The sequence below is a fragment of the Pseudomonas sp. DG56-2 genome, assembly GCF_004803755.1.
Classification (GTDB): Bacteria; Pseudomonadota; Gammaproteobacteria; order Pseudomonadales; family Pseudomonadaceae; genus Aquipseudomonas; species Aquipseudomonas auratipiscis.
Genome location: NZ_CP032311.1, coordinates 316,506 through 341,100, shown reverse-complemented (window position 1 = coordinate 341,100; position 24,595 = coordinate 316,506). Strand labels below are relative to the sequence as shown.

22 protein-coding genes and 1 tRNA gene are annotated in these 24,595 nt (G+C 56.9%); 14 read left to right on the top strand and 9 right to left on the bottom strand.

The annotated features are described in order from the left end of the window. Nucleotides 1-186 precede the first annotated feature (186 nt). Complete coding sequence (locus D3Z90_RS01560; protein WP_136474107.1) at nucleotides 187-1,563, bottom strand: L-serine ammonia-lyase; 1,377 nt, start codon at nucleotides 1,561-1,563, stop codon at nucleotides 187-189. Between the two features lie 449 nt (nucleotides 1,564-2,012). Between D3Z90_RS01560 and D3Z90_RS01555 the strand changes: the two genes are divergently transcribed. From D3Z90_RS01555 to choV, 3 genes are all read left to right on the top strand, one after another. Then, nucleotides 2,013-2,960 (top strand): choline ABC transporter substrate-binding protein, encoded by a 948-nt coding sequence (locus tag D3Z90_RS01555; protein WP_136474106.1) that lies wholly within the window; start codon nucleotides 2,013-2,015, stop codon nucleotides 2,958-2,960. Nucleotides 2,961-3,026: 66 nt separating this feature from the next. Next, nucleotides 3,027-3,875 carry a choline ABC transporter permease subunit gene (choW, locus tag D3Z90_RS01550; protein WP_178084200.1) on the top strand — a complete coding sequence of 283 codons (849 nt, stop codon included), beginning with the start codon at nucleotides 3,027-3,029 and terminating at the stop codon, nucleotides 3,873-3,875. Continuing rightward, nucleotides 3,872-5,050, top strand: a complete 1,179-nt coding sequence (choV, locus tag D3Z90_RS01545) for a choline ABC transporter ATP-binding protein (RefSeq protein WP_136474104.1) — start codon at nucleotides 3,872-3,874, stop codon at nucleotides 5,048-5,050. Before choW ends, choV begins: the two co-directional genes overlap by 4 nt. A 58-nt stretch (nucleotides 5,051-5,108) precedes the next feature. On the opposite strand, the gene hisF is transcribed toward choV, so the two are convergent. From hisF to D3Z90_RS01515, 6 genes are all read right to left on the bottom strand, one after another. After that, nucleotides 5,109-5,879, bottom strand: coding sequence for an imidazole glycerol phosphate synthase subunit HisF (hisF, locus tag D3Z90_RS01540; RefSeq protein ID WP_136474103.1), 771 nt, complete (start codon nucleotides 5,877-5,879; stop codon nucleotides 5,109-5,111). A gap of 10 nt (nucleotides 5,880-5,889) precedes the next feature. After that, nucleotides 5,890-6,627 carry a 1-(5-phosphoribosyl)-5-[(5-phosphoribosylamino)methylideneamino]imidazole-4-carboxamide isomerase gene (hisA, locus tag D3Z90_RS01535; protein WP_136474102.1) on the bottom strand — a complete coding sequence of 246 codons (738 nt, stop codon included), beginning with the start codon at nucleotides 6,625-6,627 and terminating at the stop codon, nucleotides 5,890-5,892. Nucleotides 6,628-6,711: 84 nt separating this feature from the next. After that, nucleotides 6,712-6,975, bottom strand: coding sequence for a DUF2164 domain-containing protein (locus D3Z90_RS01530; RefSeq protein WP_136474101.1), 264 nt, complete (start codon nucleotides 6,973-6,975; stop codon nucleotides 6,712-6,714). Beyond that, nucleotides 6,975-7,613, bottom strand: a complete 639-nt coding sequence (hisH, locus tag D3Z90_RS01525) for an imidazole glycerol phosphate synthase subunit HisH (RefSeq protein WP_136474100.1) — start codon at nucleotides 7,611-7,613, stop codon at nucleotides 6,975-6,977. The genes D3Z90_RS01530 and hisH overlap by 1 nt, the downstream gene beginning before the upstream one ends. Continuing rightward, the gene (hisB, locus tag D3Z90_RS01520) at nucleotides 7,613-8,206 is read right to left on the bottom strand and encodes an imidazoleglycerol-phosphate dehydratase HisB (RefSeq protein WP_136474099.1); all 594 of its coding nucleotides are present in this window, start codon (nucleotides 8,204-8,206) and stop codon (nucleotides 7,613-7,615) included. The genes hisH and hisB overlap by 1 nt, the downstream gene beginning before the upstream one ends. A 166-nt stretch (nucleotides 8,207-8,372) precedes the next feature. Further along, complete coding sequence (locus D3Z90_RS01515) at nucleotides 8,373-10,034, bottom strand: OFA family MFS transporter (protein ID WP_136474098.1); 1,662 nt, start codon at nucleotides 10,032-10,034, stop codon at nucleotides 8,373-8,375. A 359-nt stretch (nucleotides 10,035-10,393) separates the two neighbouring features. Between D3Z90_RS01515 and D3Z90_RS01510 the strand changes: the two genes are divergently transcribed. The 9 genes from D3Z90_RS01510 (at nucleotide 10,394) to D3Z90_RS01470 (ending at nucleotide 20,917) form a co-directional block, all read left to right on the top strand. Continuing rightward, complete coding sequence (locus D3Z90_RS01510) at nucleotides 10,394-12,646, top strand: AsmA family protein (RefSeq protein ID WP_136474097.1); 2,253 nt, start codon at nucleotides 10,394-10,396, stop codon at nucleotides 12,644-12,646. Further along, nucleotides 12,643-13,707 carry an A/G-specific adenine glycosylase gene (gene mutY / locus D3Z90_RS01505; RefSeq protein ID WP_136474096.1) on the top strand — a complete coding sequence of 355 codons (1,065 nt, stop codon included), beginning with the start codon at nucleotides 12,643-12,645 and terminating at the stop codon, nucleotides 13,705-13,707. The genes D3Z90_RS01510 and mutY overlap by 4 nt, the downstream gene beginning before the upstream one ends. Then, nucleotides 13,707-13,979, top strand: coding sequence for an oxidative damage protection protein (locus tag D3Z90_RS01500; protein ID WP_136474095.1), 273 nt, complete (start codon nucleotides 13,707-13,709; stop codon nucleotides 13,977-13,979). Before mutY ends, D3Z90_RS01500 begins: the two co-directional genes overlap by 1 nt. Before the next feature lie 91 nt (nucleotides 13,980-14,070). Beyond that, nucleotides 14,071-14,146, top strand: a tRNA-Phe gene (locus tag D3Z90_RS01495). Between the two features lie 610 nt (nucleotides 14,147-14,756). Then, on the top strand, nucleotides 14,757-16,367 hold the full coding sequence (locus tag D3Z90_RS01490) for an AAA family ATPase (protein ID WP_136474094.1): 1,611 nt from the start codon (nucleotides 14,757-14,759) through the stop codon (nucleotides 16,365-16,367). A gap of 736 nt (nucleotides 16,368-17,103) precedes the next feature. After that, the gene (locus tag D3Z90_RS01485) at nucleotides 17,104-17,664 is read left to right on the top strand and encodes a lecithin retinol acyltransferase family protein (protein ID WP_136474093.1); all 561 of its coding nucleotides are present in this window, start codon (nucleotides 17,104-17,106) and stop codon (nucleotides 17,662-17,664) included. A gap of 125 nt (nucleotides 17,665-17,789) precedes the next feature. Beyond that, nucleotides 17,790-18,788 carry a PD-(D/E)XK nuclease family protein gene (locus tag D3Z90_RS01480; RefSeq protein WP_168198424.1) on the top strand — a complete coding sequence of 333 codons (999 nt, stop codon included), beginning with the start codon at nucleotides 17,790-17,792 and terminating at the stop codon, nucleotides 18,786-18,788. 572 nt (nucleotides 18,789-19,360) lie between these two features. Then, nucleotides 19,361-20,398 carry a polyphosphate kinase 2 gene (gene ppk2 / locus D3Z90_RS01475; protein ID WP_136474091.1) on the top strand — a complete coding sequence of 346 codons (1,038 nt, stop codon included), beginning with the start codon at nucleotides 19,361-19,363 and terminating at the stop codon, nucleotides 20,396-20,398. Nucleotides 20,399-20,476: 78 nt separating this feature from the next. Then, complete coding sequence (locus tag D3Z90_RS01470) at nucleotides 20,477-20,917, top strand: hypothetical protein (RefSeq protein ID WP_136474090.1); 441 nt, start codon at nucleotides 20,477-20,479, stop codon at nucleotides 20,915-20,917. 103 nt (nucleotides 20,918-21,020) lie between these two features. Here D3Z90_RS01470 and gabP read toward each other — a convergent pair whose 3' ends face one another. Continuing rightward, on the bottom strand, nucleotides 21,021-22,415 hold the full coding sequence (gabP, locus tag D3Z90_RS01465; RefSeq protein WP_136474089.1) for a GABA permease: 1,395 nt from the start codon (nucleotides 22,413-22,415) through the stop codon (nucleotides 21,021-21,023). 236 nt (nucleotides 22,416-22,651) lie between these two features. Next, nucleotides 22,652-22,831: a hypothetical protein gene (locus D3Z90_RS01460; RefSeq protein ID WP_136474088.1), complete on the bottom strand. Its 180-nt coding sequence runs from the start codon at nucleotides 22,829-22,831 to the stop codon at nucleotides 22,652-22,654. A gap of 194 nt (nucleotides 22,832-23,025) precedes the next feature. On the opposite strand from D3Z90_RS01460, the gene D3Z90_RS01455 reads away from it, so the two are divergent. Both D3Z90_RS01455 and D3Z90_RS01450 read left to right on the top strand, forming a co-directional pair. Continuing rightward, nucleotides 23,026-23,799, top strand: coding sequence for an ABC transporter ATP-binding protein (locus D3Z90_RS01455; protein WP_136474087.1), 774 nt, complete (start codon nucleotides 23,026-23,028; stop codon nucleotides 23,797-23,799). Nucleotides 23,800-23,812: 13 nt separating this feature from the next. Then, nucleotides 23,813-24,574 (top strand): ABC transporter substrate-binding protein, encoded by a 762-nt coding sequence (locus D3Z90_RS01450; protein ID WP_136474086.1) that lies wholly within the window; start codon nucleotides 23,813-23,815, stop codon nucleotides 24,572-24,574. The last annotated feature ends 21 nt before the right edge of the window (nucleotides 24,575-24,595 follow it).

Sequence of the window (24,595 nt, the reverse complement as noted above, 5' to 3'; positions counted from 1 at the left end):
GGGCGACCTGAGCAATTCGGTAGCACTTGTGGGAAGGATGCCCAGAAACGACATATTCGAGTGTCACCCCAGGCACAAGTTACCCGGGTAACAGCTTTCTTCAGCAAGCTTGCCAAGGTCCTGATAAAGACGCGCGCCAAAAGGTGGCAGCCGTGCCAGGCACGGGCACTAATGACGCAGGCAACATCAACACTCGACGGCGCTTACGGCCAAGCCGCCACGTGAGGTTTCCTTGTACTTGTCGTGCATGTCGGCGCCGGTGTCGCGCATGGTGCGGATCACCCGGTCAAGCGAGATGAAGTGCTCACCGTCACCACGCAGCGCCATTTGTGCCGCGTTGATTGCCTTTACAGCAGCGATCGCGTTGCGCTCGATGCACGGCACCTGTACCAGGCCGCCAACCGGGTCGCAGGTCAGCCCCAGGTTATGCTCAAGGCCGATTTCAGCGGCGTTTTCCAGTTGTCCCGGTGTTGCGCCTAGCACTTCGGCCAAGCCTGCCGCTGCCATTGCACAGGCCGAACCGACCTCACCTTGGCAGCCCACCTCAGCGCCGGAGATCGACGCGTTTTTCTTGCACAAAATACCGACCGCCGCCGCGCCGAGAAAAAAGTCGACCACGCAGGCTTCGCTCACCTGATCGCTAAAACGCATGTAGTAGTGCAGCACCGCCGGAATGATCCCGGCCGCGCCATTGGTTGGCGCGGTTACCATGCGCCCGCCCGCGGCGTTTTCCTCGTTGACCGCCAGGGCATACAGATTGACCCACTCCATAGCGCTCAAGGTCGAACCAATCACATTGGGCTTGTTCAGTTCCTGCAAGCTGCGATGAAGCTTGGCGGCGCGGCGCTTCACATTCAGCCCGCCGGGAAGAATGCCTTCGTATTTCAGACCGTTTTCAACACAGGCCTGCATCGCCTGCCAAAGCTTGAGCAGACCGGCTCGGATCTCTGCTTCGCTGCGCCAGACTTTCTCGTTTTCCAGCATCAGTTGCGACACGCGCATGTCGTTTTGCTTGCACAGCGCCAACAGCTCGGCAGCACTGTTGAAATCATACGGCAGCTCGGTGTTGTCAGCATCCAGCACGCCGCTGGCTGCCTGCGCCGCATCGACCACAAAGCCGCCACCGACCGAGTAATAGGTATCCCGGTGCAACTCACCGGCAACGCCTTGAGCAATCAGGGTCATGGCGTTGGGATGGTAAGGCAGGTTTTCATCCAGCAGCAGCATGTCGCGGTGCCAGACAAAGCCGATCTGCAGCCGCCCTGCGAGCAGCAAGGTGTCTGTTTCGCGCAATGCAGCGATACGCGGCGCAATCTGCGACGGATCGATTGCGTCGGGCCACTCGCCCATCAAGCCCATGATCACCGCATTGTCGCTGCCATGGCCGATGCCGGTCGCCGACAACGAGCCATACAGGCGTACCTCGACGCGTTGCACCTGCTCAAGCTCGTCACGCTCACGCAGGCCCTGGACGAACAGCGCTGCCGCACGCATGGGCCCGACGGTATGAGAACTGGATGGACCAACGCCGATCTTGAACAGGTCAAACACACTGATGGCCATGGCGCAAACTCCTGAATGAGCAGCCACCCGCAACCCAAGCCAAGGGCGTTGCAACTGCTACGCTGAAAAGGCGGCAATCCGCCGAACTCGCGCATCATCAGGCTTTTGAACGCACGTCTGACGTCTACAACCGACGCACTCTTGCCCAGCAACGCCGCCAGTTGTCAGCACCACCGCTGCGCCGTTTTTTTGCGGTGCAGCGCCAGCAAAACTACGTTTACAGGGCCGGATAAATCTGTAAACGACCTCATCGACACTGGAAGCGACCCTGTCTGTACTGGATACGACGCACCCTGTAGGCGTTTGATTTTCGCTGTTAGATGATCGTTATCGACTCGATTGCACGGCACCTGTCCCGCTATCGCCCGATAGCCCGGCCCGACCGAATGCAAGACATAAAGCACGGCGGTCCCGTGGGACATCCGACAAAAACATCAGGAGTCCATCGAATGAAAGGTTCACCCTCGCTATTGCTGGCCACGCTGTTGAGTGTGCCGCTGCTGGCCCAGGCCGCAGAGCCGGAGCAGTGTCATACCGTTAACTTCTCTGATGTCGGTTGGACCGACATTACCGTGACCACCGCCGTTACCAGCGTCGTGCTGCAATCGCTGGGGTACAAGACCAAGACCACCATGATCTCGGTGCCGGTAACCTACAAGTCGCTGGCCGATGGCAAGAATATGGATGTGTTTCTCGGCAACTGGATGCCGACGATGGAAAACGACATCAAGCAGTACCGCGATGCCGGTACGGTGGAGACCGTACGAGCCAACCTTGAGAACGCCAAGTACACCTTGGCCGTGCCCCAGGCGCTGTATGACAAAGGCCTGAAAACCTTCGCCGATATCCCCAAGTTCAAGAAAGAACTGGACGGCAAAATCTACGGGATCGAACCCGGCAACGACGGCAACCGCACCATCCAGAGCATGATCGACAAGAACGCCTTCGGCCTCAAGGACGCCGGTTTCAAGGTGGTCGAGTCCAGCGAAGCCGGGATGCTTTCGCAGGTTGATCGTGCTGCCCGCCGTGGCAACGATGTGGTGTTCCTGGGCTGGGAGCCCCACCCGATGAACACCCGCTTCAAGATGAAATACCTCGATGGTGGCGATGACTTCTTCGGTCCCGAATACGGCAAGGCCACCGTGCTCACCAATACCCGCAAGGGTTATGTACAGGAATGCAGCAACGTCGGTCAGTTGCTGAAAAACCTGTCCTTCACCCTGGACATGGAAAGCACCCTGATGGGCAACGTCCTGGACGACAAGATGAAACCCGACGCAGCTGCCAAGGCCTGGCTGAAAAAGAACCCGCAGGTACTCGACACCTGGCTGGCCGGAGTTACCACCGTTGACGGCAAACCCGGCCTGGAGGCGGCCAAAGCCAAACTGACGCAGTAAGCACCACCTGCGGCGGGCCCGCCCCGCCGCAGGCTGTCTTCAATCTTATGCAGGTGGACGCTCGCTATCATGCTGATCGATCAAAAAATACCACTGGGCCAGTACATCGCAGGCTTCGTTGACTGGTTGACGCAACATGGCGCCAACTACTTCGATGCCTTCGCTGAAGCACTGGAATTGATGATTCATGGAGTGACCGGGGCACTGACCTGGTTCAACCCCTTCGTCCTGATCGGCCTGATTGCAGTGATCGCGCATCTGATTCAGCGTAAATGGTCGCTGACCGCTTTCTGCGCACTGTCTTTCCTGCTGATCCTCAACCTTGGCTACTGGCAAGAAACCATGGAGACCCTGGCACAGGTGTTGTTCGCCACTATGGTCTGCGTGGCCATCGGCGTACCGCTGGGAATTCTCGCCGCGCACAAACCGATGTTCTATACCGCTATGCGTCCAGTGCTGGACCTGATGCAGACAGTACCCACCTTCGTCTACCTGATCCCGACCCTGACGCTGTTCGGCCTGGGTGTGGTTCCCGGTCTGATCTCAACGGTGGTGTTCGCCATCGCCGCACCGATCCGCCTCACCTACCTGGGTATCTGTGATGTGCCCCAGGAACTGCTCGACGCCGGCAAGGCATTCGGGTGTTCGCGCCGCCAACTGCTGTCGCGCATCGAGCTGCCCCATGCCATGCCGAGCATCGCTGCCGGCGTTACCCAATGCATCATGCTCTCGTTGTCGATGGTGGTAATTGCCGCGCTGGTAGGCGCCGATGGCCTGGGCAAACCTGTAGTCAACGCACTGAATACTGCCGATATCGCCCTGGGCTTCGAAGCCGGTCTTGCAATCGTGCTGCTGGCGATCATGCTCGACCGTATCTGCAAACAACCCGACGCACCGGCAAGGAGTGAAGCATGAGCATTATTCGCTTCGAAGATGTAGACGTTATCTTCTCCAGCCGACCGCGTGAGGCACTCAGCCTGCTCGACCAAGGCCTTTCGCGGGAGCAGATTCTGAAAAAAACCGGGTTGGTAGTCGGCGTGGAAAAAGCCAACCTGGATATCAACAAAGGTGAAATCTGCGTGTTGATGGGGTTGTCTGGCTCGGGTAAGTCGAGCCTGCTGCGCTGTATCAACGGACTCAACACGGTGAGCCGAGGCAAGTTGTTCGTCGAGCATGAAGGCTCGCATATCGACATCGCCCATTGCACCCCGGCGGAGCTGAAAATGATGCGCACCAAGCGCATCGCCATGGTGTTCCAGAAGTTCGCCCTGATGCCTTGGCTGACAGTGCGCGAGAACATCAGCTTCGGCCTGGAGATGCAGGGTCGCCCGGAAAAGGAACGGCGCAAACTGGTCGACGAGAAGCTCGAGCTGGTGGGTCTTACCCAATGGCGCAACAAGAAGCCCGACGAACTCTCAGGCGGCATGCAGCAGCGTGTGGGTCTGGCCCGCGCCCTGGCCATGGACGCCGATATCCTGCTGATGGACGAACCTTTCTCCGCCCTTGACCCGCTGATCCGCCAGGGCTTGCAAGACGAACTGCTGGAGCTGCAACGCAAGCTGAGCAAAACCATTGTTTTCGTCAGCCACGACCTGGATGAAGCACTCAAGCTCGGCAGCCGTATCGCCATCATGAAAGACGGCAAAATCATCCAGTACAGCAAGCCGGAAGAGATCGTTCTGAACCCGGCCGATGAGTACGTGCGGACCTTCGTCGCCCACACCAACCCACTCAACGTACTGTGCGGCCGCAGCCTGATGCGCACGTTGGACAAGTGCAAACGGATCAACGGTTCGGTGTGCCTGGACCCAGGCGGCGACTCCTGGCTGGATCTGGCCGAAGGCAACACCATCAAAGGTGCGCGTCAGGGCGCCAACGGCATGGATCTGCAGAATTGGGCACCGGGTGAGGCGGTAGAAGAACTGGGCCGCAAACCGACCCTGGTGAGTGCCAGCATTGGAATGCGCGAAGCACTGCAGATCCGTTACCAGACCGGTAACAAGCTGGTGCTTCAGGAAGGTAATACCGTGGTGGGAATTCTCGGCGACAGTGAGCTGTATCACGCGTTGCTGGGCAAGAATCTGGGCTGAGGCTATCGCGGGGCAAGCCCGCTCCCACAGGGAGCGGTTTTGCCCCGCGATAGCGGCATCAGCGAACGACGATCCCCTGCTTGGCCATGAAGGCCTTGGCTTCCGGCACCGTGTACTCGCCGAAATGGAAGATACTCGCCGCCAGCACTGCGCTGGCATGGCCTTCGATAATTCCGTCAGCCAGGTGCTGCAGGTTGCCCACACCACCCGAAGCAATCACCGGAATACCCAAGGCATCGCTGATGGCCCGGGTAACACCCAAGTCAAAGCCATTCTTCATGCCGTCCTGATCCATGCTGGTCAGCAGAATCTCGCCGGCACCCAGGCCTTCCATCTTCATCGCCCACTCAACCGCATCCAGACCGGTCGGTTTGCGACCACCGTGGGTGAAGATTTCCCAGCGCGGGGTTTCACCCGGCCCGGAAACTTTCTTGGCGTCGATGGCAACCACAATGCACTGGGAACCAAAGTGCGCGGCAGCTTCGCCGACGAACTCCGGGTTGAACACCGCGGCAGTGTTGATCGAGACCTTGTCGGCACCGGCATTGAGCAGGTTACGGATGTCCTGCACGGTACGCACACCACCGCCTACAGTCAGCGGGATAAACACCTGGCTGGCCATACGCTCAACGGTATGGAGCGTGGTGTCACGCCCATCGACGCTGGCGGTGATGTCGAGAAAGGTGATTTCGTCAGCGCCCTGTTCATCGTAGCGGCGAGCGATTTCAACCGGATCACCGGCATCACGAATGTTCTCGAACTTGACGCCTTTGACTACCCGGCCGTTATCGACATCGAGGCAGGGGATGATGCGCTTAGCCAATGCCATGTGGGAGTCCTCAGCCTTTGTAGCTGTCGCAGAAGGCTTGCGCCTCGGCGACATCCAGGGTGCCTTCGTAGATGGCCCGGCCGGTGATCGCGCCGATGATGCCCGGCGCCTTGGCGTCGAGCAGGGCCTTGATGTCACCCAGGTTGTGGATACCACCGGAAGCAATCACCGGAATCTTGGTAGCCGCGGCCAGTGCCGCCGTGAACGGTACATTGCAGCCCTGCATCATGCCGTCTTTGGCAATGTCGGTGTAAACAATCGCCGAGACGCCGTCGGCTTCGAACCGCTTGGCCAGGTCAATGACTTGCACCGAGCTGACTTCTGCCCAGCCATCAGTGGCAACGAAACCGTCTTTGGCATCCAGGCCGACGATAACCTTGCCTGGGAAGGCGCGGCAGGCTTGGGCGACGAACTCAGGCTCTTTAACGGCCTTGGTGCCGATGATTACGTAGCTGACGCCAGCCTTGACGTAATGCTCGATGGTTTCCAGCGAACGGATACCGCCACCGATCTGGATAGGCAGGTTCGGATAGCGCTTGGCAATGGCAGTTACCACTTCGCCGTTGACCGGCTGGCCTTCGAAAGCACCATTGAGGTCAACCAGGTGCAGGCGACGGCAACCACCTTCGACCCACTTGGCGGCCATGCTCACCGGGTCATCGGAAAATACCGTGGAGTCTTCCATGCGGCCCTGGCGCAGACGTACGCAAGCACCGTCTTTAAGATCGATAGCGGGAATAATCAGCATGCTGTTTTCCTTCGTAAAAAGAGCTGCAAGTTGCAAGCTACAAGCTGCAAGCGTGCGCGTCTGTTCTCTTGCAGCTGGTAGCTTTCAGCTGCTTTTTTCTAGCGACCAGAGGTCACTTTCAATACTTTCGAAGCGTTCCTTGAGATGGTTCTGCACATCGAAAATCGCTCGATTGTAGTAATGCGGAGCGATTTTCTTGCTGAACAGGTCCAGAACCTCAGCGACCTCGAACGACCCCAGTTGCAGCTCGAAACGGTCTTCGAGAAAGCGCTTGAGTACATCCAGCGCTTCACGCTCCTGCTCCGGGGCCAGGGTGATAATCGGTGCCTTGGTCTTGGACTTGCTCATTACCAGTGGCCATCCCAGGCGGCGAAGTTCTGCAGCAACTGCAGGCCATGGGTATGGCTTTTCTCCGGGTGGAACTGCACCGCAAAGCGCGAACCTTCAGCCAGCGCTGCAGCGAAATCGACGCCGTAGTGACCACGCCCCACCACCTGCAAGGCCTTGGCCGCAGTGATGTAGTAGCTGTGCACAAAGTAGAAACGTGCAAGGTCAGGAATGTTGTGCCACAGCGGATGATCGATGGCCTGGGTGACTTCGTTCCAGCCCATGTGCGGCACCTTCAGGTGCTCGCCATCCTCATGCAGGTCCTTGCCGAAAAACCGCACATTGCCGGGGAACAGGCCAATGCAATCGACGCCGTCGTTCTCTTCGCTGTGGTCCAGCAGCGCCTGCATACCCACGCAGATGCCGAGAAACGGACGGTCCTGGCTGACTTCGCGCACCAGGCTGTCAAAGCCCAGGCGACGAATTTCAGCCATGCAGTCGCGAATCGCGCCCACACCCGGAAACACCACGCGATCTGCCTCGCGGATTACCGCCGCGTCACTGGTGATCAGTACCTTGCCGGCGCCGACGTGTTCCAGTGCCTTGGCCACCGAGTGCAAGTTGCCCATGCCATAGTCAATAACGGCAACTGTCTGCATTAAAGGCAACCCTTGGTCGACGGCATTTGCCCGGCCATGCGCTCATCCAGCTCGATAGCCATGCGCAGGGCGCGGCCGAAAGCCTTGAACACTGTTTCGATCTGGTGGTGGGTGTTGTGCCCACGCAGGTTGTCGATGTGCAAGGAGACGTTGGCGTGGTTGACGAAGCCCTGGAAGAACTCCTGGAACAGGTCGACATCGAAACCGCCTACCGAGGCGCGGGTGAAGGGCACGTGCATTTCCAGGCCTGGACGGCCGGAAAAGTCGATAACCACACGCGACAGCGCTTCATCGAGCGGTACATAGGCGTGGCCATAGCGGCGGATGCCCTTCTTGTCGCCAATGGCCTGATTGAAGGCTTGGCCCAAGGTAATCCCGACGTCTTCGACGGTATGGTGATCGTCGATATGCAGGTCGCCCTTGCACTCGATGTCGAGATCAATCAGCCCATGTCGGGCGATTTGGTCGAGCATGTGTTCAAGGAAAGGCACACCGATATCAAATCGAGCCTTGCCGCTGCCATCCAGGTTAATCGAGGCCTTGATCTGGGTTTCCAGAGTATTGCGCTCGACGGAAGCCTTACGTTCGACCATCACCAGCTCCGCAAAATCATTGGGCGAAAAAGGCGGTCATTATAGGCCTAGAAGCGTCAGGCTTGGAACGAAGAAGACGCGCGGCGGGGAATTTATCGCAGGGTTTGCCCGCTTCCACCGGGTTGCTGTGACCCAATGGGAGCAGGCTTGCCCCGCGATGAATCGATTAATTGAACAGCACAGCCGTCTTTTGCAGCGTCACCCAGATACCCCAGGCCAGCGGCACCCCGACCGCCAGCCAGGCAGCGATCACCAGCGGCAGGCTCCCCGGCGCGGCATGCCACTCCAGCACGCGGGCATTGCCGCTGCCCTGGTCATGGCTTAGCGCTTGCTCGGCGGCCAGCTGTGCGTCGGTCATGAAGTATTTGTCGGCAACCGGGCGTACCAGCGCATTGCAGATAAAACCCAGCACCAGCAAACCGGCCAGAATGTACAAGGTGATGTCGTAAACCGCTGCGCGCTCCACGCCCAGGGCCAACTGGTACTCACGCAGGTAAGTGATCAGCACCGGACCGAGCACGCCTGCTGCCGCCCAGGCCGTCAACAAACGCCCGTGAATGGCACCGACCATCTGCGTACCGAACAGGTCGGCAAGATAGGCCGGCACGGTGGCGAAGCCGCCACCGTACATCGACAGGATGATGCAGAACGCGGCCACGAACAGGGCGACGTTGCCCAAATGGCCCATGTTCGGCACCAATGCGTACAGGGCTACGCCAAGGGCAAAAAACGCAAAATAGGTATTCTTGCGCCCGATGTAGTCGGAGAACGAGGCCCAGAAGAAACGCCCGCCAATGTTGAACAGGCTCAATAGCCCGGTAAACCCGGCCGCGATGGCAGCAATCTGCGCCAGTTGTGTACTGCTGAGCTCGCTGAAGCTCAGGTCATTACCCAGCAATTTGCCGGCGAACACTTCCTGCAGCAGCGGCGAGGCCATACCCAGAATGCCGATACCCGCCGACACGTTCAGGCACAGTACCAGCCAGATCAATACAAACTGCGGGGTTTTCCAGGCCACGCTTACGTGCACATGACGATGGGTGATCATTGCATTGCTGGCTTTCTTCAGCGGCGCTGTCCAACCTTCGGGCTTCCAGCCCGTCGGCGGTACGCGATAGGCCAGGGCGCCACCGATCATGAACACGAAGTAGATCGCCGCCATTACCACGAAGCTTTGCCACACGCCTACGTCTTCGGGGCTGGCGAAATGGTTCATCAGGGCAGCCGCCAACGGCGCACCGACCATGGCACCACCACCAAAGCCCATGATCGCCATGCCAGTAGCCATGCCGCGCTTGTCCGGGAACCACTTGATCAGGGTCGACACCGGAGAGATGTAACCCAGGCCCAGGCCGATACCACCAATAACACCCGAGCCCAGCCACATCAGCCATAACTGGTGGGTATAAATGCCAAACGCCGAAGTCAGCAGGCCACCACACCAGCACAGCGCCGAGACGACGCCGGCCTTGCGCGGCCCGGCGTGTTCCAGCCAGCCACCCCAGATAGCGGCCGAGCAGCCCAGGAACACAAAAAACAGCGTGTAGATCCAGCTCAACATCGAGATCTGCCAGTCGCACTCGGCGCTGAACAGACGAGCAAAGAAGCTCATGTCCGGGGCACAGGCCAGCGGCGCCGTAATGCCGATGGCCTGGGATAAGGGCAACCAGAACACCGAAAAGCCATACGCCATGCCAATGCACAAATGGATGGCCAAGGCGGCTGGCGGCACCAACCATCGGTTGAACCCGGGGGCGGCGATAATCCGCTCTTTCGATAAGAAGCCGGGGCTATTGCTGATAGCACCCGCCGTGATACTGCTACTCATTATTGTGTTCCCCTCGTAGATGGTCAGCTCACGGCTCTCGATCTTGGCCCATCGGCAACTGATCGTTTTTGGCGCTTTTGCCCTACAAAACGCGACATTTCGTCGCAGAAGGCTGTGTGAGCGGCGCAAGAGTAGCATTCGCCTGCGGCTTTGAAAGCACACTGATGCGGTGTTTTGTACTGCAACTGAACTGTCGCTGCCTCCACTGTCGAAACCTTGGCCACGCTAACCTCGGCACAATCGGGGTTTGTTCGTGCTGTAGGAGAATTACGCATCAACCTTCGACTAGCTCCAGTGACGACAACCACAGCGCTATACTCTGCGGCTAAATTTTAGAATCGGACTACAAGGACTCGCCCATGAAAGCGTTCGGCAAAATCCTGGGGCTAGTGCTTCTCGGGCTGTTGCTGATCATTGTGGCTCTAGGCTTTGCCTTGACCCACCTCTTCGATCCCAACGACTACAAAGACGAGATTCGCCAGCTTGCACGCGACAAAGCCCACGTTGAGCTAACACTCAATGGCGATATTGGATGGAGCCTGTTCCCCTGGCTGGGGCTGGAGCTGCATGAAGCCAGCATCGCTACGCTGAACAACCCGAAAGTCGCATTTGCCGATTTGCAGATGCTTGGACTGTCGGTTCGCGTCCTGCCCCTGCTACGCCGCGAAGTGCAAATGAGCGATGTACGTGTCGAAGGCCTCAACCTGATTCTGAGCCGCGATGAAAACGGCCATGGCAACTGGGAAGACATCGGCAAACCGTTGCCGACGGCAGCCACCGCGCCCGCCGACGGCGCGCCCTCCGCACCTGCCGGTGACAGCACCGCCAAGGCCGACAGCAAGGCCGACGCCAATGAGCGTCCGGTCAAACTGGATATCGACAGCCTGACCGTCAACAACGCCCGCGTTCAATACAGTGATGCGCGCAGCGGCCAGACGATCAGCGCTGAAAGCATCCAACTGAGCACCGGCGCCGTGCACGAAGGGGTCAATATTCCGCTGAAAATGACCGCTTTCGTAAGCACCGCGCAACCCGCGCTCAAGACCCGTACCGAGCTCAGCGGCGAGCTGCGTTTCGACCGTCGCCTCAAGCGCTATCAGTTCGAAGACATGAAGCTTAGCGGCGAAGCGTCGGGTGAACCTCTGCAAGGCAAGACCCTGACCTATGCAGCCCAAGGCCAGTTGCTGGTCGACCTGGCCGCCAATGTCGCCGAGTGGAACGGCCTGAAACTTTCGGCCAACCAGTTACGCGCCCTGGGCGAACTGAACGTGCGCGATCTGGACAAGACCCCGCAACTGACGGGTGGCCTGTCCATTGCCCAGATCGACCTGCGCACCTTCCTCGACAGCATCGGCCGCACCCTGCCGGCCACCGCGGACGCCACTGCGCTGAGCAAGTTCGAGATGGTCACCCGCCTGCAAGGCAGCCCTAACAGCCTGGCGCTGGAAGACCTGGCCGTAAAACTGGATGAAAGCACCTTCAGCGGCCGCCTGGCCGTGGAAGACTTCGCCAAGCAAGCCCTGCGTATGCAACTCAAAGCCGACAAGTTCGATGCCGACCGCTACATGCCGGCCAAGAGCGAGGCTGCCGCCAGCGCCACGGCTGCGCGCCAGGCTGAGGTCAAGAGCAAGGAGCAAAGCGCCCTGGCCAGTGCCGGCAACACCCCGCTGCCCGACGCCCCAACCCAGGTGGCCTGGAGCAGCGACAAACTGTTGCCGGTCGATCGCCTGCGCCAGCTCGACCTGCAGGCAGACCTGAGCTTCGGCCAACTGACGCTGGAAAAGCTGCCCATCGACAATGCCCATCTCAAGACCCAGGGCCAAGGTGGCCTGATCACCCTTGAAACCCTGCGCGGCGGCCTCTACGACGGCGACTTCGAAACCAAGGGCACCCTCGACGTGCGCCCGGCAGTTCCGCAGATAGGTCTCAACACCAAGGTCAATCGGGTACCGGTCGAGCACTTCATCAAGAGCCAGACTGAAACCTCGCCGGTCAAAGGCCTGCTGACCCTGAGCAGCAGCCTGACCGCCACCGGCAACAGCCAGAAGGCACTGGTCGATACCCTCAACGGCAATGCCAGCTTCGTTATCAACGACGGCATCCTGGTCAACGCCAACCTTGAACAGCAACTCTGCCAGGCCATCGCCACCCTCAACCGCAAGGCGTTGAGCGGTGAGCCACGCGGCAAGGACACACCGTTCCAGGAGCTCAAGGGCAGCCTGGTACTGCGCAATGGGGTAGCCAGCAACCCGGACCTCAAGGCGCGTATTCCCGGCCTTACCGTCAACGGTCATGGCGACCTCGATCTGCGCGTGCTGGGTATGGACTACCGCGTGGGCGTGATCGTTGAAGGCGACAAACGTGAGATGCCGGATCCGGCCTGCCAGGTCGGCCAGCGCTACGTCGGCCTGGAGTTGCCACTGCGTTGCCGTGGCCCGCTGGAGCTGGGTGCCAAGGCCTGCCGCCTGGACAAGGAAGGCCTGGGCAAAGTTGCAGCCAAGCTTGCCGGAGACAAAGTCAGCGAAAAACTCAGCGACAAGATCGATGAGAAACTCGGTGACAAGGTCAGCCCTGAACTCAAGGACGCGCTGAAGGGGCTGTTCAAGCGATGAGCCCCGAGCAGTTTTCCAGCGCTGTGCTGGAGTGGTACGACCGTAATGGCCGTCATGACCTGCCCTGGCAACAGGGGATCACCCCTTATCGGGTGTGGGTTTCGGAGATCATGCTGCAGCAGACCCAGGTCAGCACCGTGCTCAACTACTTCGATCGCTTTATGCAAGCGTTGCCGACCGTAGAGGCACTGGCCGCAGCGCCGGAAGATGAAGTGCTGCACCTGTGGACGGGCCTGGGCTATTACACCCGGGCGCGCAACCTGCAGAAGACCGCGAAAATCGTCGTCGAACACTACGGCGGCGAATTTCCGCGCGATGTCGAAAAGCTCACCGACCTGCCTGGCATCGGCTTATCCACAGCCGGGGCCATTGCCAGTATCAGCATGGGCCTGCGTGCGCCGATCCTCGACGGCAACGTTAAACGCGTGCTGGCCCGCTACACCGCCCAGGAAGGCTACCCGGGCGAACCCAAGGTGGCCAAAGTGCTGTGGGCCAATGCCGAACGCTATACCCCGCACGCCAGAGTCAACAACTACACCCAGGCGATGATGGACCTGGGCGCCACCCTGTGCACCCGCAGCAAGCCCAGTTGCCTGCTGTGCCCTCTCAAGGTTGGCTGCGAAGCACACTTGTTGGGTCAGGAGATTCGCTACCCGATCCCCAAACCCCGCAAGGAGCTACCACAGCGCCGCACGCTAATGCCGCTACTGGCAAACGGCCAAGGTGCCATCCTGCTTTATCGTCGTCCCTCTACGGGGCTATGGGGTGGCTTGTGGAGCTTGCCGGAGCTGGAGCAGTTGGAACAGCTCGACGACCTAGCCGATCAGCATGGCCTTACCCTTGTCACTCGCCAGGCGCTGGACGGCCTGACTCACACCTTCAGCCATTTCCAGTTGGCCATCGAACCCTGGCTGGTCCGGGTCGATGACTCCCGGGCCGACATGGTCGAGCCCGACTGGCTCTGGTATAACCTCGCCACCCCGCCGCGCCTGGGCCTTGCTGCCCCGGTCAAAAAGCTGCTCAAACGCGCGGCCGATGTTTTGATTGCAGGAGAGTCGTGATGACCCGCACCGTAATGTGCCGCAAATACAACGAAGAACTTCCAGGCCTGGAGCGTCCACCGTACCCGGGCGCCAAGGGTCAGGACATCTACGAGCATATCTCGCAGAAGGCCTGGGCCGATTGGCAGAAGGAACAGACCATGCTGATCAACGAGAAGCGCCTGAACATGATGAACGCCGAGGACCGCAAATTCCTCCAGGGCGAGATGGACAAGTTTTTCTCCGGCCAGGAATACGAAAAGGCCGAAGGCTACGTTCCACCTGCCGAATAACCCCCAAAAACCGTAAGCGACGGAATTAATTTAAAAAATTTTCAAAAAGTGTTTGACCTAAACCTGAAAAAGCCTTTTAATGCGCCCCGTTGCCCAGATAGCTCAGTCGGTAGAGCAGGGGATTGAAAATCCCCGTGTCGGCGGTTCGATTCCGTCTCTGGGCACCAAAATACCGAGAAACCCCAAGGAACAATGTGTCCTTGGGGTTTTTTATTGCCTGCGATTTAATGGCAGCTGGACCATGGCGCTTCGGCAGCGTGATTGAAAGGAGTCCAACGGACTTTCGGTACCGACCCCAAAACTGGGTAGTTTTAATCTAATTTGAATTGTCAGCTTGAGAGCCTCCCTCAGACAAGCTGAGACGTCGGCAATACAGGCCCGCCCAGCATAGCCCTTCCGCTTCCCCTGGCACACCACAGGGCCTCTGAGCACTCTCGACCGCCCTTCACTCCAGACACTTACAAGTCACGCTGCATGCGCGGCACGCATAAACCAGCCCCTGGAGTCGAACATCAGGACAAAATACTGGACTTCCGATGCAACCGGGGAAATGCACCGACTTGCCCACCCATTTGCATTCGACTGATTAGTCATATGCATAGACTTTGACCATTACCCTTCGTGGCCCTGACCGGCAGAGATCGACCAAAACCTGCCTTTCAGGAGCGATCGTTTTTGGCCTAAATACCTCTTGCTGGAATCCGCCTCAGGAGATGACAGCCCCATCCTGAATCAGGCACCCTGTTAACTAGTCATTAACTCTCTTCGGCAAATACCATGCAATTTACAGTTCCAACGAATGGCGATCCCATCGAAATTGATGTAGTGCAAGGAACATCTGTTGTCTTTGTAGGAGCTAATGGGAGTGGCAAGACTCGACTCGCAATTCATATAGAAGCATTTGGAGGGGAAAGCGCCCATCGAATTTCGGCACATCGCGCACTCACACTGAATCCTGGCGTTCCGAAAATCCGTGAAAGGCAAGCGTTAGCGGGATTGAGGTTCGGTCATCCAGACGAGAGTGCAGCCTTATACCATCGCACGGGGTCTCGCTGGCAATCGAAAGAAGCCAGCGCGCTACTGAACGATTTCGACTATGTACTCCAGGCGATGTTTGCCGAACAGTCGCGAACCTCCCTCGAAACTCATAAGAGTGTACGGGACGGAAAGAACCTGGCGGCTAACGATACGAAATTCGAGAAACTTCAGAAAATTTGGCAGCTCTTGTTACCGCACCGCGTTCTCGAAATCAGTGGTGATGATATTCAAGTGATATCACCTACTACTGGGGCTACGTACAGCGCAACCGACATGAGTGACGGAGAGCGGGCAATTTTCTACTTAATTGGCCAAGTTTTGGTTGCAGCGGAAAATTCCGTGCTCATCGTAGATGAGCCTGAATTGCATGTTCACCGTTCGATCATGAACAAGCTATGGGATCATCTTGAAAGCGCCCGCCCCGACTGCGCCTTTGTGTTTATCACACATGACCTAGAGTTCGCTGCTGGCCGAGTAGGTCAAAAATTTGTGATCCGCGACTATAATTCCGTAGGACCACGCTGGACCATCGATACGGTGCCCACCGACACCGGTTTCACTGAAGAAATCACCACCTTACTTCTCGGTAGCCGTCGGCCAATTCTTTTCGTTGAAGGCGATGCCAAGAGTCTTGATAAAGCAGTTTATCGATGCGCTTACCCTCAATGGACTGTTGTGCCACGCGGCTCGTGTCAAGAAGTTGTACACGCTGTAACAACGTTGAGAGCTAACACCGAGCTCACACGCGTCCAATGCGCAGGGATTATTGATGCCGATGGCTACGACACCACGGACATCGATGCCTTCGAACAAATGGGTGTGGCCGTTTTACCGGTATCAGAAATTGAAAATCTGTTTTTGCTCCCCGAAATCAGTCGGGAAATCGCAAACGCCGAGCACCTAGCCCCTGAAGAAATTGAAGTGCGCCTTGACGGGCTTAAGGATGACATTCTAACTCTGGCAGGCCAGTCTGATCTAACTGATCGGGTTGTGCGGATGTACTGTATGCGGCGTATTGATCGCGCACTCAAGAAAACTGATCTCAGCAAGCAAGATTCGATCGAAGGGATGAAAAACGCCTACATCCTGCAGACTCAAAGCATAGATATCACAGCAATTGCCAAAGAGCGTCGAACCAGAATTGAGACCGCAATCGCTCAAGGTGATATCCCAACTCTCCTGTCTTTATTCGATAATAAAGGAATGCTGGCTAAAGCTTCCAGTCGCTTAAAAAACACTAGCCGCGCCCCGTTTGAAGCGTGGCTGGCAAGAGTGCTTCTTAATAATAAGGTGCCCGGACTCGTCAAAGCTTTGCGAGACGTACTGCCGGAAATAGCACTACCCTACTGACCTGCCGGTTAACCTGACTCTGTCACCCTGGGGCAGACGCTAGAAGCCGCGATCGGAGACTGCTCTCGACGATGACCGCTTCTGGTCGTTTTCTGCCTCTCACCACAGGCAGAAAGCAGCCAAAAGCGGACTGTGGCTTAGCGGTGTAGGAAATTTTTCAGTAAAGTGTACACCTCTGCTTAGTTAGTGACCCAAGCTGAGGGAGATCGTTATCATTAAACAAAAATGTGTGCCAGCTTCTCTCGTGATCTCTCAAGCTCCTGGTGTGTAACTTGAATTTGTGACGACTACGGAAAATTACCTTTTACGAACTGCATGCCTGCAAATGCCTCCTGATCAGCTTTATTGCTTACAGGCTTTAAAAGCCTCTTACATTGAATTGCCACCGTTATATTATTTTTTCCATTGCAGACCGTTTTATTGACCTGCCTTAAAGACGACAACGGTAGCTAAAGATACATATGGCCCCCAATACTCCAGTGAGACTGATCTAAAGATCCGTAGTCAGCATGGACTGGTCGCGCTGGCATCTGGTGACCAGCGTACCTTTCTCCTGTAGCAAGGTAGCCTCCATAAGCCAGAAGAGACTCAGCGGAGAGAAAGAGAAGTGAGATGCCCCTAAAACTGCCCAAAAGAACGATAGATCTTGCGATATCATAATGATGGCAGCATGATTATCGGTGCCATAAGCTTCGCCATAGAGTACATATCGATCACAGCTTTTTAGGGACAGAAAATGCTGGGAAAAATTTTTAAAACCTTATTAGTTCCAAGCATCCGCACCACTATTAATCCAACATTCAAATTTACTTCAACAAAGCGAACGGAGCGAAGCCTTGCAAAAACATTCATCTGTGCAGGCTTGGGCAAAGAGGCCGATCTTGTACCGGGCTGCATAGTCGTCTGTGACCTTGCGGGAAGCTTTGCAGATCACACGGGAATATATATTGGACAAAATAATCGAATTGTAGAGCGAAACGGTGACGGAAAAATTAAAAAAGTCACTCCACACGCCTTTATGAACTCCCATGGACTTCGAACGGGCATAACCCTTTATGCCGCCTATTCCAATGGAAAAATAATTAGCAGCCCGGAAATCTCTGATAGAGCTAGTGCCGCAGTGGGCAATAAAAGCGGATACAATTTAATTTTCAACAACTGCCACCGCTTCACGGCTTATTGTGCTACAGGCGTCGAACACTCAGTGACCACTTTCGATTCGCTTACAACAATTCTGGAAGAAATATTCCCTAATCTCCGCTGGGTCCCCGTAAAAGACCAGTATACAAAGAAATAGTGCATTAAGTGCCCTCGGATCATTATGTACAAAACTCATAATCCGATCGCTGACTACACATTCCTGAGGCTTGGCTCCTTTCCTAGCCTTCACCGTTGACGTACCATTGCGCATGGACCCTGACATTGAACAATTTATTCGAATATGCCAGCAAGGAACTCAGTACAGATGCCTTCCTAGCTTGGTTCTTCAAAGAACTGGATGAAAATCCGGACATCAGCCTATATCGCTCACATGTGTTCAATGCTTTGGGGTTCACCAAAGAGGGCGAAACGCCCGTTAACATTCACTCAAAATTACAGTCCGGCAGTGTTGATTTAATGCTGAGCTTTGACGTGAACGACGAGCGCCGCAATATTTTATTTGAGAATAAAACTTCATCAACCATTCACTCAGATCAACTTAACACTTACCAAAAACGCTTCCCCGACTGTTACAAATATATTTACTTCAAAATCGGCTATATCGACACATTGGAACGACAGAGCTTAGGGAAGTATGAGCTCATCTCCGCCCATGACTTTTATAATACCGTTAGCTTCTTAGCTAACTTCCATCCAATCATTCATCAATACTGCGCTTTTCTAAAGGACAATTGGATTTCCAAGGAAGAAGAAGCCCTAAAAAACCTAGCGGCTTCGTGTCCTGACGCGTTCAAAAGCGCCATAGGCCAACGACACTTCATCGGTGAACTCTATGAGCAATTGAAGGGCAGTGATGCTTGTTTGAAATTCAAGAAAGGGGTAAATAAAAACGGTTCCCCATGGACTCAGCTAGATTTTTGCCAACGAAAGAACTACTACGAGGAAAAAAACGAAACGTTGTTTTGGAGAGTTGACTCCCGCTCCGGGAGAACCTACCTACGCATCAACCAGTACGCTGCTGTCCCCAAGGACGGTCTTGACATTGCTGCCCACAAAAAACGGCGCCTACAAGCACTGCGCAAGCTAGCAGCAAACATCAGCAAGCCTTACGACTTAAAGCCTGGCAAGCTTTCAAACAAGGGAGTGAGAGAAAGCGAGGTCATCATTTTTTTCTTTGACGAGAACCCTTACAGCCGCCTCAAAGAGCTCATTCCAGAATTCACCACCAATTTTCAGGCCCTGTACTACCAACTGGAATAGCATTTCTTGCTGGCTCAAAAGTCACGCGGTGCGCGCGGTGCATGGAAACGCAGCGGCAATCAGCTCACCCCGCTCCGGTGCTCCTCCGGACCGTACGGAACACTTTCAAGCCATCTGGCCCGTTTCTGGCCGGTGTTTACCGCCCCGTCTTTGAGATAGGCCCAGGAAAACCAGCCGTTTGCCAAACGGGTAAGGACTTTCACAGGTTTTGAAAATCCCGTGTCGGCGGTTCGATTCCGTCTCTGGGTACCACCTTTCGCTTTCAGGTGGTGTCAGCATCATCTGAAACACATAAAAAACCCGCCTTCGAGCGGGTTTTTTATTGCCTGAAATTCCCGCCCCTTTCCTGATTAGCCCAACTCACGCCGCAGCTACAAGCCGACCGGCGCATACCGCCTGCACACCTTAAGCCCTCAATGGAACAACGGGGTTGCGCACTCGTCGCTTCAACGCGGCTGAAACTTTAGGTTTGGGCGAGAACCCCCAAGGCTTTTGACCAACATCAGTACCTTCTCGCCGCACCCTCGTATGCTATTTGGTGGAAATTCGAAAAAACCAACAGGCCCACCTACATGAGCGAAGAATCCACAGCCCTGCCTCTGCCCGTGCCGACCCCAGATACTTCGGCCAACACCAGCCCCACCCCGGCCAAGCCTGCAACCCCACGCCCACGGCGCGCGCGCACCACCCGCAAACCAGCCGTAGCAGCCGCTGAAAGCGAAATCGTCGCGATCAGCCAGCAACCTGCCGCTCTCAAGGTCGCGTCCGCCCCACGCGGCTCCAACGAAGACAGCACCGCAGCGAAGCTACCGGCCAGTTACCCCTACCGCACGCGTATGCGCCGGGGAGAATACGATAAGGCCAAGCACGATTTGCAGATCGAACTGCTCAAGGTGCAGAGCTGGGCCAAGGAAACCGGCCAGCGTATCGTCGTACTGTTCGAAGGACGGGACGCAGCGGGTAAAGGCGGCACGATCAAACGCTTCATGGAGCACCTGAACCCGCGCGGCGCACGTATCGTTGCCCTGGAGAAGCCTTCCGAACAGGAAAAGGGCCAGTGGTACTTTCAGCGCTACATCCAGCATTTGCCCACCGCCGGTGAAATGGTCTTCTTCGACCGCTCCTGGTACAACCGCGCCGGTGTCGAGCGGGTGATGGACTTCTGCTCGCCGCTGCAATACCTCGAGTTCATGCGCCAGGCCCCCGACCTGGAACGCATGCTGTGCAATTCCGGCATTCTGCTGTTCAAGTACTGGTTCTCGGTAAACCGCGAAGAGCAACTGCGCCGCTTCATCTCGCGTCGTGACGACCCGCTCAAGCATTGGAAGCTGTCGCCCATCGATATCAAGTCGCTGGACAAGTGGGACGAATACACCGCTGCCAAGGAAGCGATGTTCTTCCACACCGACACCGCTGATGCGCCATGGACGGTCATCAAGTCCGACGACAAGAAGCGTGCGCGCATCAACTGCATACGCCACTTCCTGCATTCGCTGGACTATCCCGGCAAGGACCTGCGCGTGGCCCACCAGCCTGATCCGCTGCTGGTTGAGCGTGCGGCGCGGGTGCATGCCGAGGAAGACCGTGGCGAGCTGGTACAGCCTGCCTGAGCGAGGCCGTCGGATACACTTGGGTTTCTTTGCCAACTAGGCTTCAATACGCAAAATTTTTTGACTCAGGATTCACCGATGGCCTCTAACAGCAAGCAGCAGAAACGCGCCAAGCGCGCCGCCAACAAGGCTCGTGAAAACCGCATGGTGCGTAGTGGCCAGGCAGTGAAGAGCAGCGGCGAAAGCTCCAGCGCCAGCGTCGAGCAGGTATTTAACAAGGCCATGGACTCGGGCAGCTACACCGCGCTGTTCGAAAAAATGAAACAAGCCCAGGAAGACGGGCTTGTTTCGTTGATTTCGGTGTTCCTGGTCGACCCACTGCTGGCCCTGGTACTCAAAGGCCACAAGGAAGAACACGCCACCGACTACATCGTCATGGTCTTCACGGCCTACCGCCAATGGCTGGATGGCGCCGACGAAGCCACCACCATGGCCTGGCTGGAAAGTGACGAGTTCCAGCAAGCCTACATTTCTGCCTCTGAAGCCGTGGCCAAGACCCAGCAGAAAATGTATGGCTAACACTCGGGCCTGCTCGCGATAAGGCCGCCACAAGCCTGCGTGCAATGCCCAATAAAAAGGCCGCGATCTGTTCAGATCGCGGCCTTTTTACATGCCAGCTGAATCAGTTGCTGAGCACCGCACGCCCAGCCGCCTCGGCCTTGCGCTTGCGCGCCACCAGCAGGCCCGCCGCTACCACAGCTATGGACAGCAAGCCGGTGGCAACGATTTCGATACGGTGATCCGGACGGATCAGCATCACGGTAAGAATGCCCACGATGAAAGCGATGGTCGCCCAGGTCAGGCCCGGGAACAGCCACATCTTGAACGCGATTTTCTCGCCACGCGCCATACGCTGGCGACGCATGCGCAGTTGCGATACTGCGATCACCAGATACACCAGCAAGGCAATAGCGCCGGAGCTTGCCAGCAAGAACTCGAACACCGCAGCAGGGGCCACATAGTTGGCAAACACAGTCAGAAATGCCGCCGCAGTCGACAGCACCACAGCAACGTACGGGGTGCCGCTGGAAGTGGTGCGCTGGGCCATGGCCGGGGCATCACCACGCTTGCTCAGGGAGAAGAGCATGCGCGAAGAAGTGTAAAGCGCCGAGTTCAGGCAGCTGGTTACTGCGATCAAGACAACGATATCGACGATCAGCTTGGCATTAGGGATGCCCATCAGGTTCAGCACGGTCTGGTACGAACCCACTTCGGCCAAGTCGCTGTGGTTCCATGGCACCAGTGCCACCACCAGGAAGATCGACACGAGATAGAACAGGAAGATCCGCCAGATCACAGAATTGGTGGCCTTGGTGATCTGCTTGCCTGGGTCCTTGGACTCGGCGGCAGCAATAGTGACGATCTCGGTACCCATGAACGAGAACATGGTGGTGAGCATTGCCGCCAGTACCGCGCCGAGGCCATTAGGCATGAAGCCTTGAGTGTCGAACAGATGGCTGACGCCGCTGACCTGGCTGTTAGGCAGGAAGCCGAACACCGCTGCCAGGCCAAGAATGATGAAGCCAATGATCGCGACCACTTTGAGCAAGGCGAACCAGAACTCGAATTCACCGTAGTTCTTCACGCTGAACAGGTTGGTAGCGGTCAGCAGTAAGGTGATGACCAGGGTAAATACCCAGATACCTACGTCAGGGAACCAGGCATGCAGAATGGTTGCGGCGGCGTTGGCCTCCAGCGGAATCACCAGCACCCAGAACCACCAGTACAGCCAACCAATGGTAAAACCTGCCCAATGGCCGATAGCCCTGTCGGCATAGGTGGAAAACGATCCGGTGTCCGGGGAAGCAATGGCCATCTCGGCCAGCATGCGCATCACCAGAATCACCAACGTGCCGGCAGCAGCATAAGCCAGCAATACCGCGGGACCTGCCTGGGCGATGGCATGGCCAGAACCCACGAACAAACCAGCACCGATTACACCCGCAATAGACAGCATGGTGACATGCCGTTGTTTGAGCCCCTGAGCGAGGTCATTGGAATTGTGCGTACCGCTCATAAAACTACCTTTGAAGGGAGTGGCTTTCTACATCCTGATTTCGTCAGGCGCACACTTCGCAAAGCGTGCTACATCCTGTTGGTGGTGGATAAGGCAATAAATGCGCCAGCGACATGACCGTTCGTAGCCGCAACTGCTCAGGCCGCGGAAATAAAGGGCTCCATGTCTTTGCTGCCAAGACATGACCGAAAGGCCATCAAATCACAACGGAAAAACACGATTACTGAAATACCCACTTACAAATACCCGGGTGCACCAAAACCCATCGGCGGTAACACCTCGCGCACATTTTTTGCGCAAAAAGGCGCAACCCACAGGCGCAACCATTTGCCGCAGTTACGCGCCAAAGCTGTGCCCAAGGTCAGAAACGACTTTCCAGCACCGGCCAAAACTGGCACCATCGCGCCTTTTTTCATCAAGGCTCCGGCCCTGGAAACGAGGGAAGTGGTCATCGGCGCGACAGTCCGCTGCAGCGATGCGACACTTGCCCTCTTGGCAACTGCTTGCCCCTCCCGACCTTGTTGGCTGTCATTCCGCCGCTATGCTAGCTTGGCGCAGCCAGGAAGGCCGCCAACAAGCAGGAGCGCACCAGAACACATGAGGACCGCACATGGCTGAGGCCACGCCCGCGCTGGAAATCCGCAACCTGCACAAACGCTACGGCGACCAGGAGATCCTCAAGGGCATCTCGCTGACCGCCCGCGATGGCGATGTGATCTCGATCCTGGGATCCTCCGGCTCCGGCAAGTCCACTCTGCTGCGCTGCATCAACCTGCTGGAAAACCCGCACCAGGGGCAGATCCTGGTCGCTGGTGAAGAGCTGCGTTTGAAAGCCGCAAAAAACGGCGACCTGGTAGCCGCCGACAACAAGCAGATCAATCGCCTGCGCAGCGAGATCGGCTTCGTGTTCCAGAATTTCAACCTGTGGCCGCACATGAGTATCCTCGACAACATCATCGAGGCGCCCCGGCGCGTGCTCGGCCAAAGCAAGGCCGAGGCCATCGAGCATGCCGAAGCACTGCTCAACAAAGTGGGGATCCACAACAAGCGCCACAGCTACCCGGCCGAACTTTCCGGCGGCCAGCAGCAGCGCGCAGCCATTGCCCGCACGCTGGCAATGAAACCCAAGGTCATACTGTTCGACGAACCGACCTCGGCGCTGGATCCGGAAATGGTCCAGGAAGTGCTTAACGTTATCCGTGCCCTCGCCGAAGAAGGCCGTACCATGCTACTGGTTACACACGAAATGGGCTTCGCCCGCCAGGTGTCCAGTGAAGTTGTCTTCCTGCACCAAGGGTTGGTCGAAGAGCAGGGAACGCCGCAGCAGGTTTTCGAAAACCCGACCTCGGCGCGTTGTAAACAATTCATGTCCAGCAACCGCTAACGGAGCAACACGCATGCAGAACTATAAGAAATTCCTCCTGGCCGCTGCCGCCACGCTGGTGTTCTCGGCCAATGCAATGGCTGCCGAGAAACTGAAGATGGGCATCGAAGCGGCCTACCCGCCGTTCAACAACAAGGATGCCAGTGGCCAGGTCGTAGGTTTCGACAAAGACATCGGCGACGCCCTGTGCGCCAAGATGAAGGCTGAATGCGAAGTCGTCACCTCCGATTGGGATGGCATCATTCCAGCCCTGAACGCCAAGAAGTTCGACTTCATCGTCTCGTCGCTGTCGATCACCGACGAGCGCAAGCAAGCCGTTGACTTCACCGACCCGTACTACTCGAACAAACAGCAGTTCATCGCCCCGAAAAACGTCGATTTCAAAACCGACGACGCGTCGCTCAAAGGCAAGACCCTGGGCACCCAGCGCGCCACCCAGGCAGCAATCTGGCTGGACGATCACGGCGGCATGGACGGCAACTTCAAGGTCAACCTCTACGACACCCAGGAAAACGCCTACCTGGACCTCACCTCGGGTCGTGTAGACGCCCTGCTGGCCGACAAATACGCCAACTACGACTGGCTGAAGTCCGATGCCGGCAAGAACTACGAGTTCAAAGGCGAGCCAGTGAACGAGAGCGACAAGGTCGGCATCGCTGTGCGCAAAGGTGACAACGAACTGCGCAACAAGCTGAACGCTGCACTGAAGGAAATCGTTGCCGACGGCACTTACAAGAAGATCAACGACAAGTACTTCCCTTTCAGCATCTATTGATTCGCCCCGACCGGCGTCGCC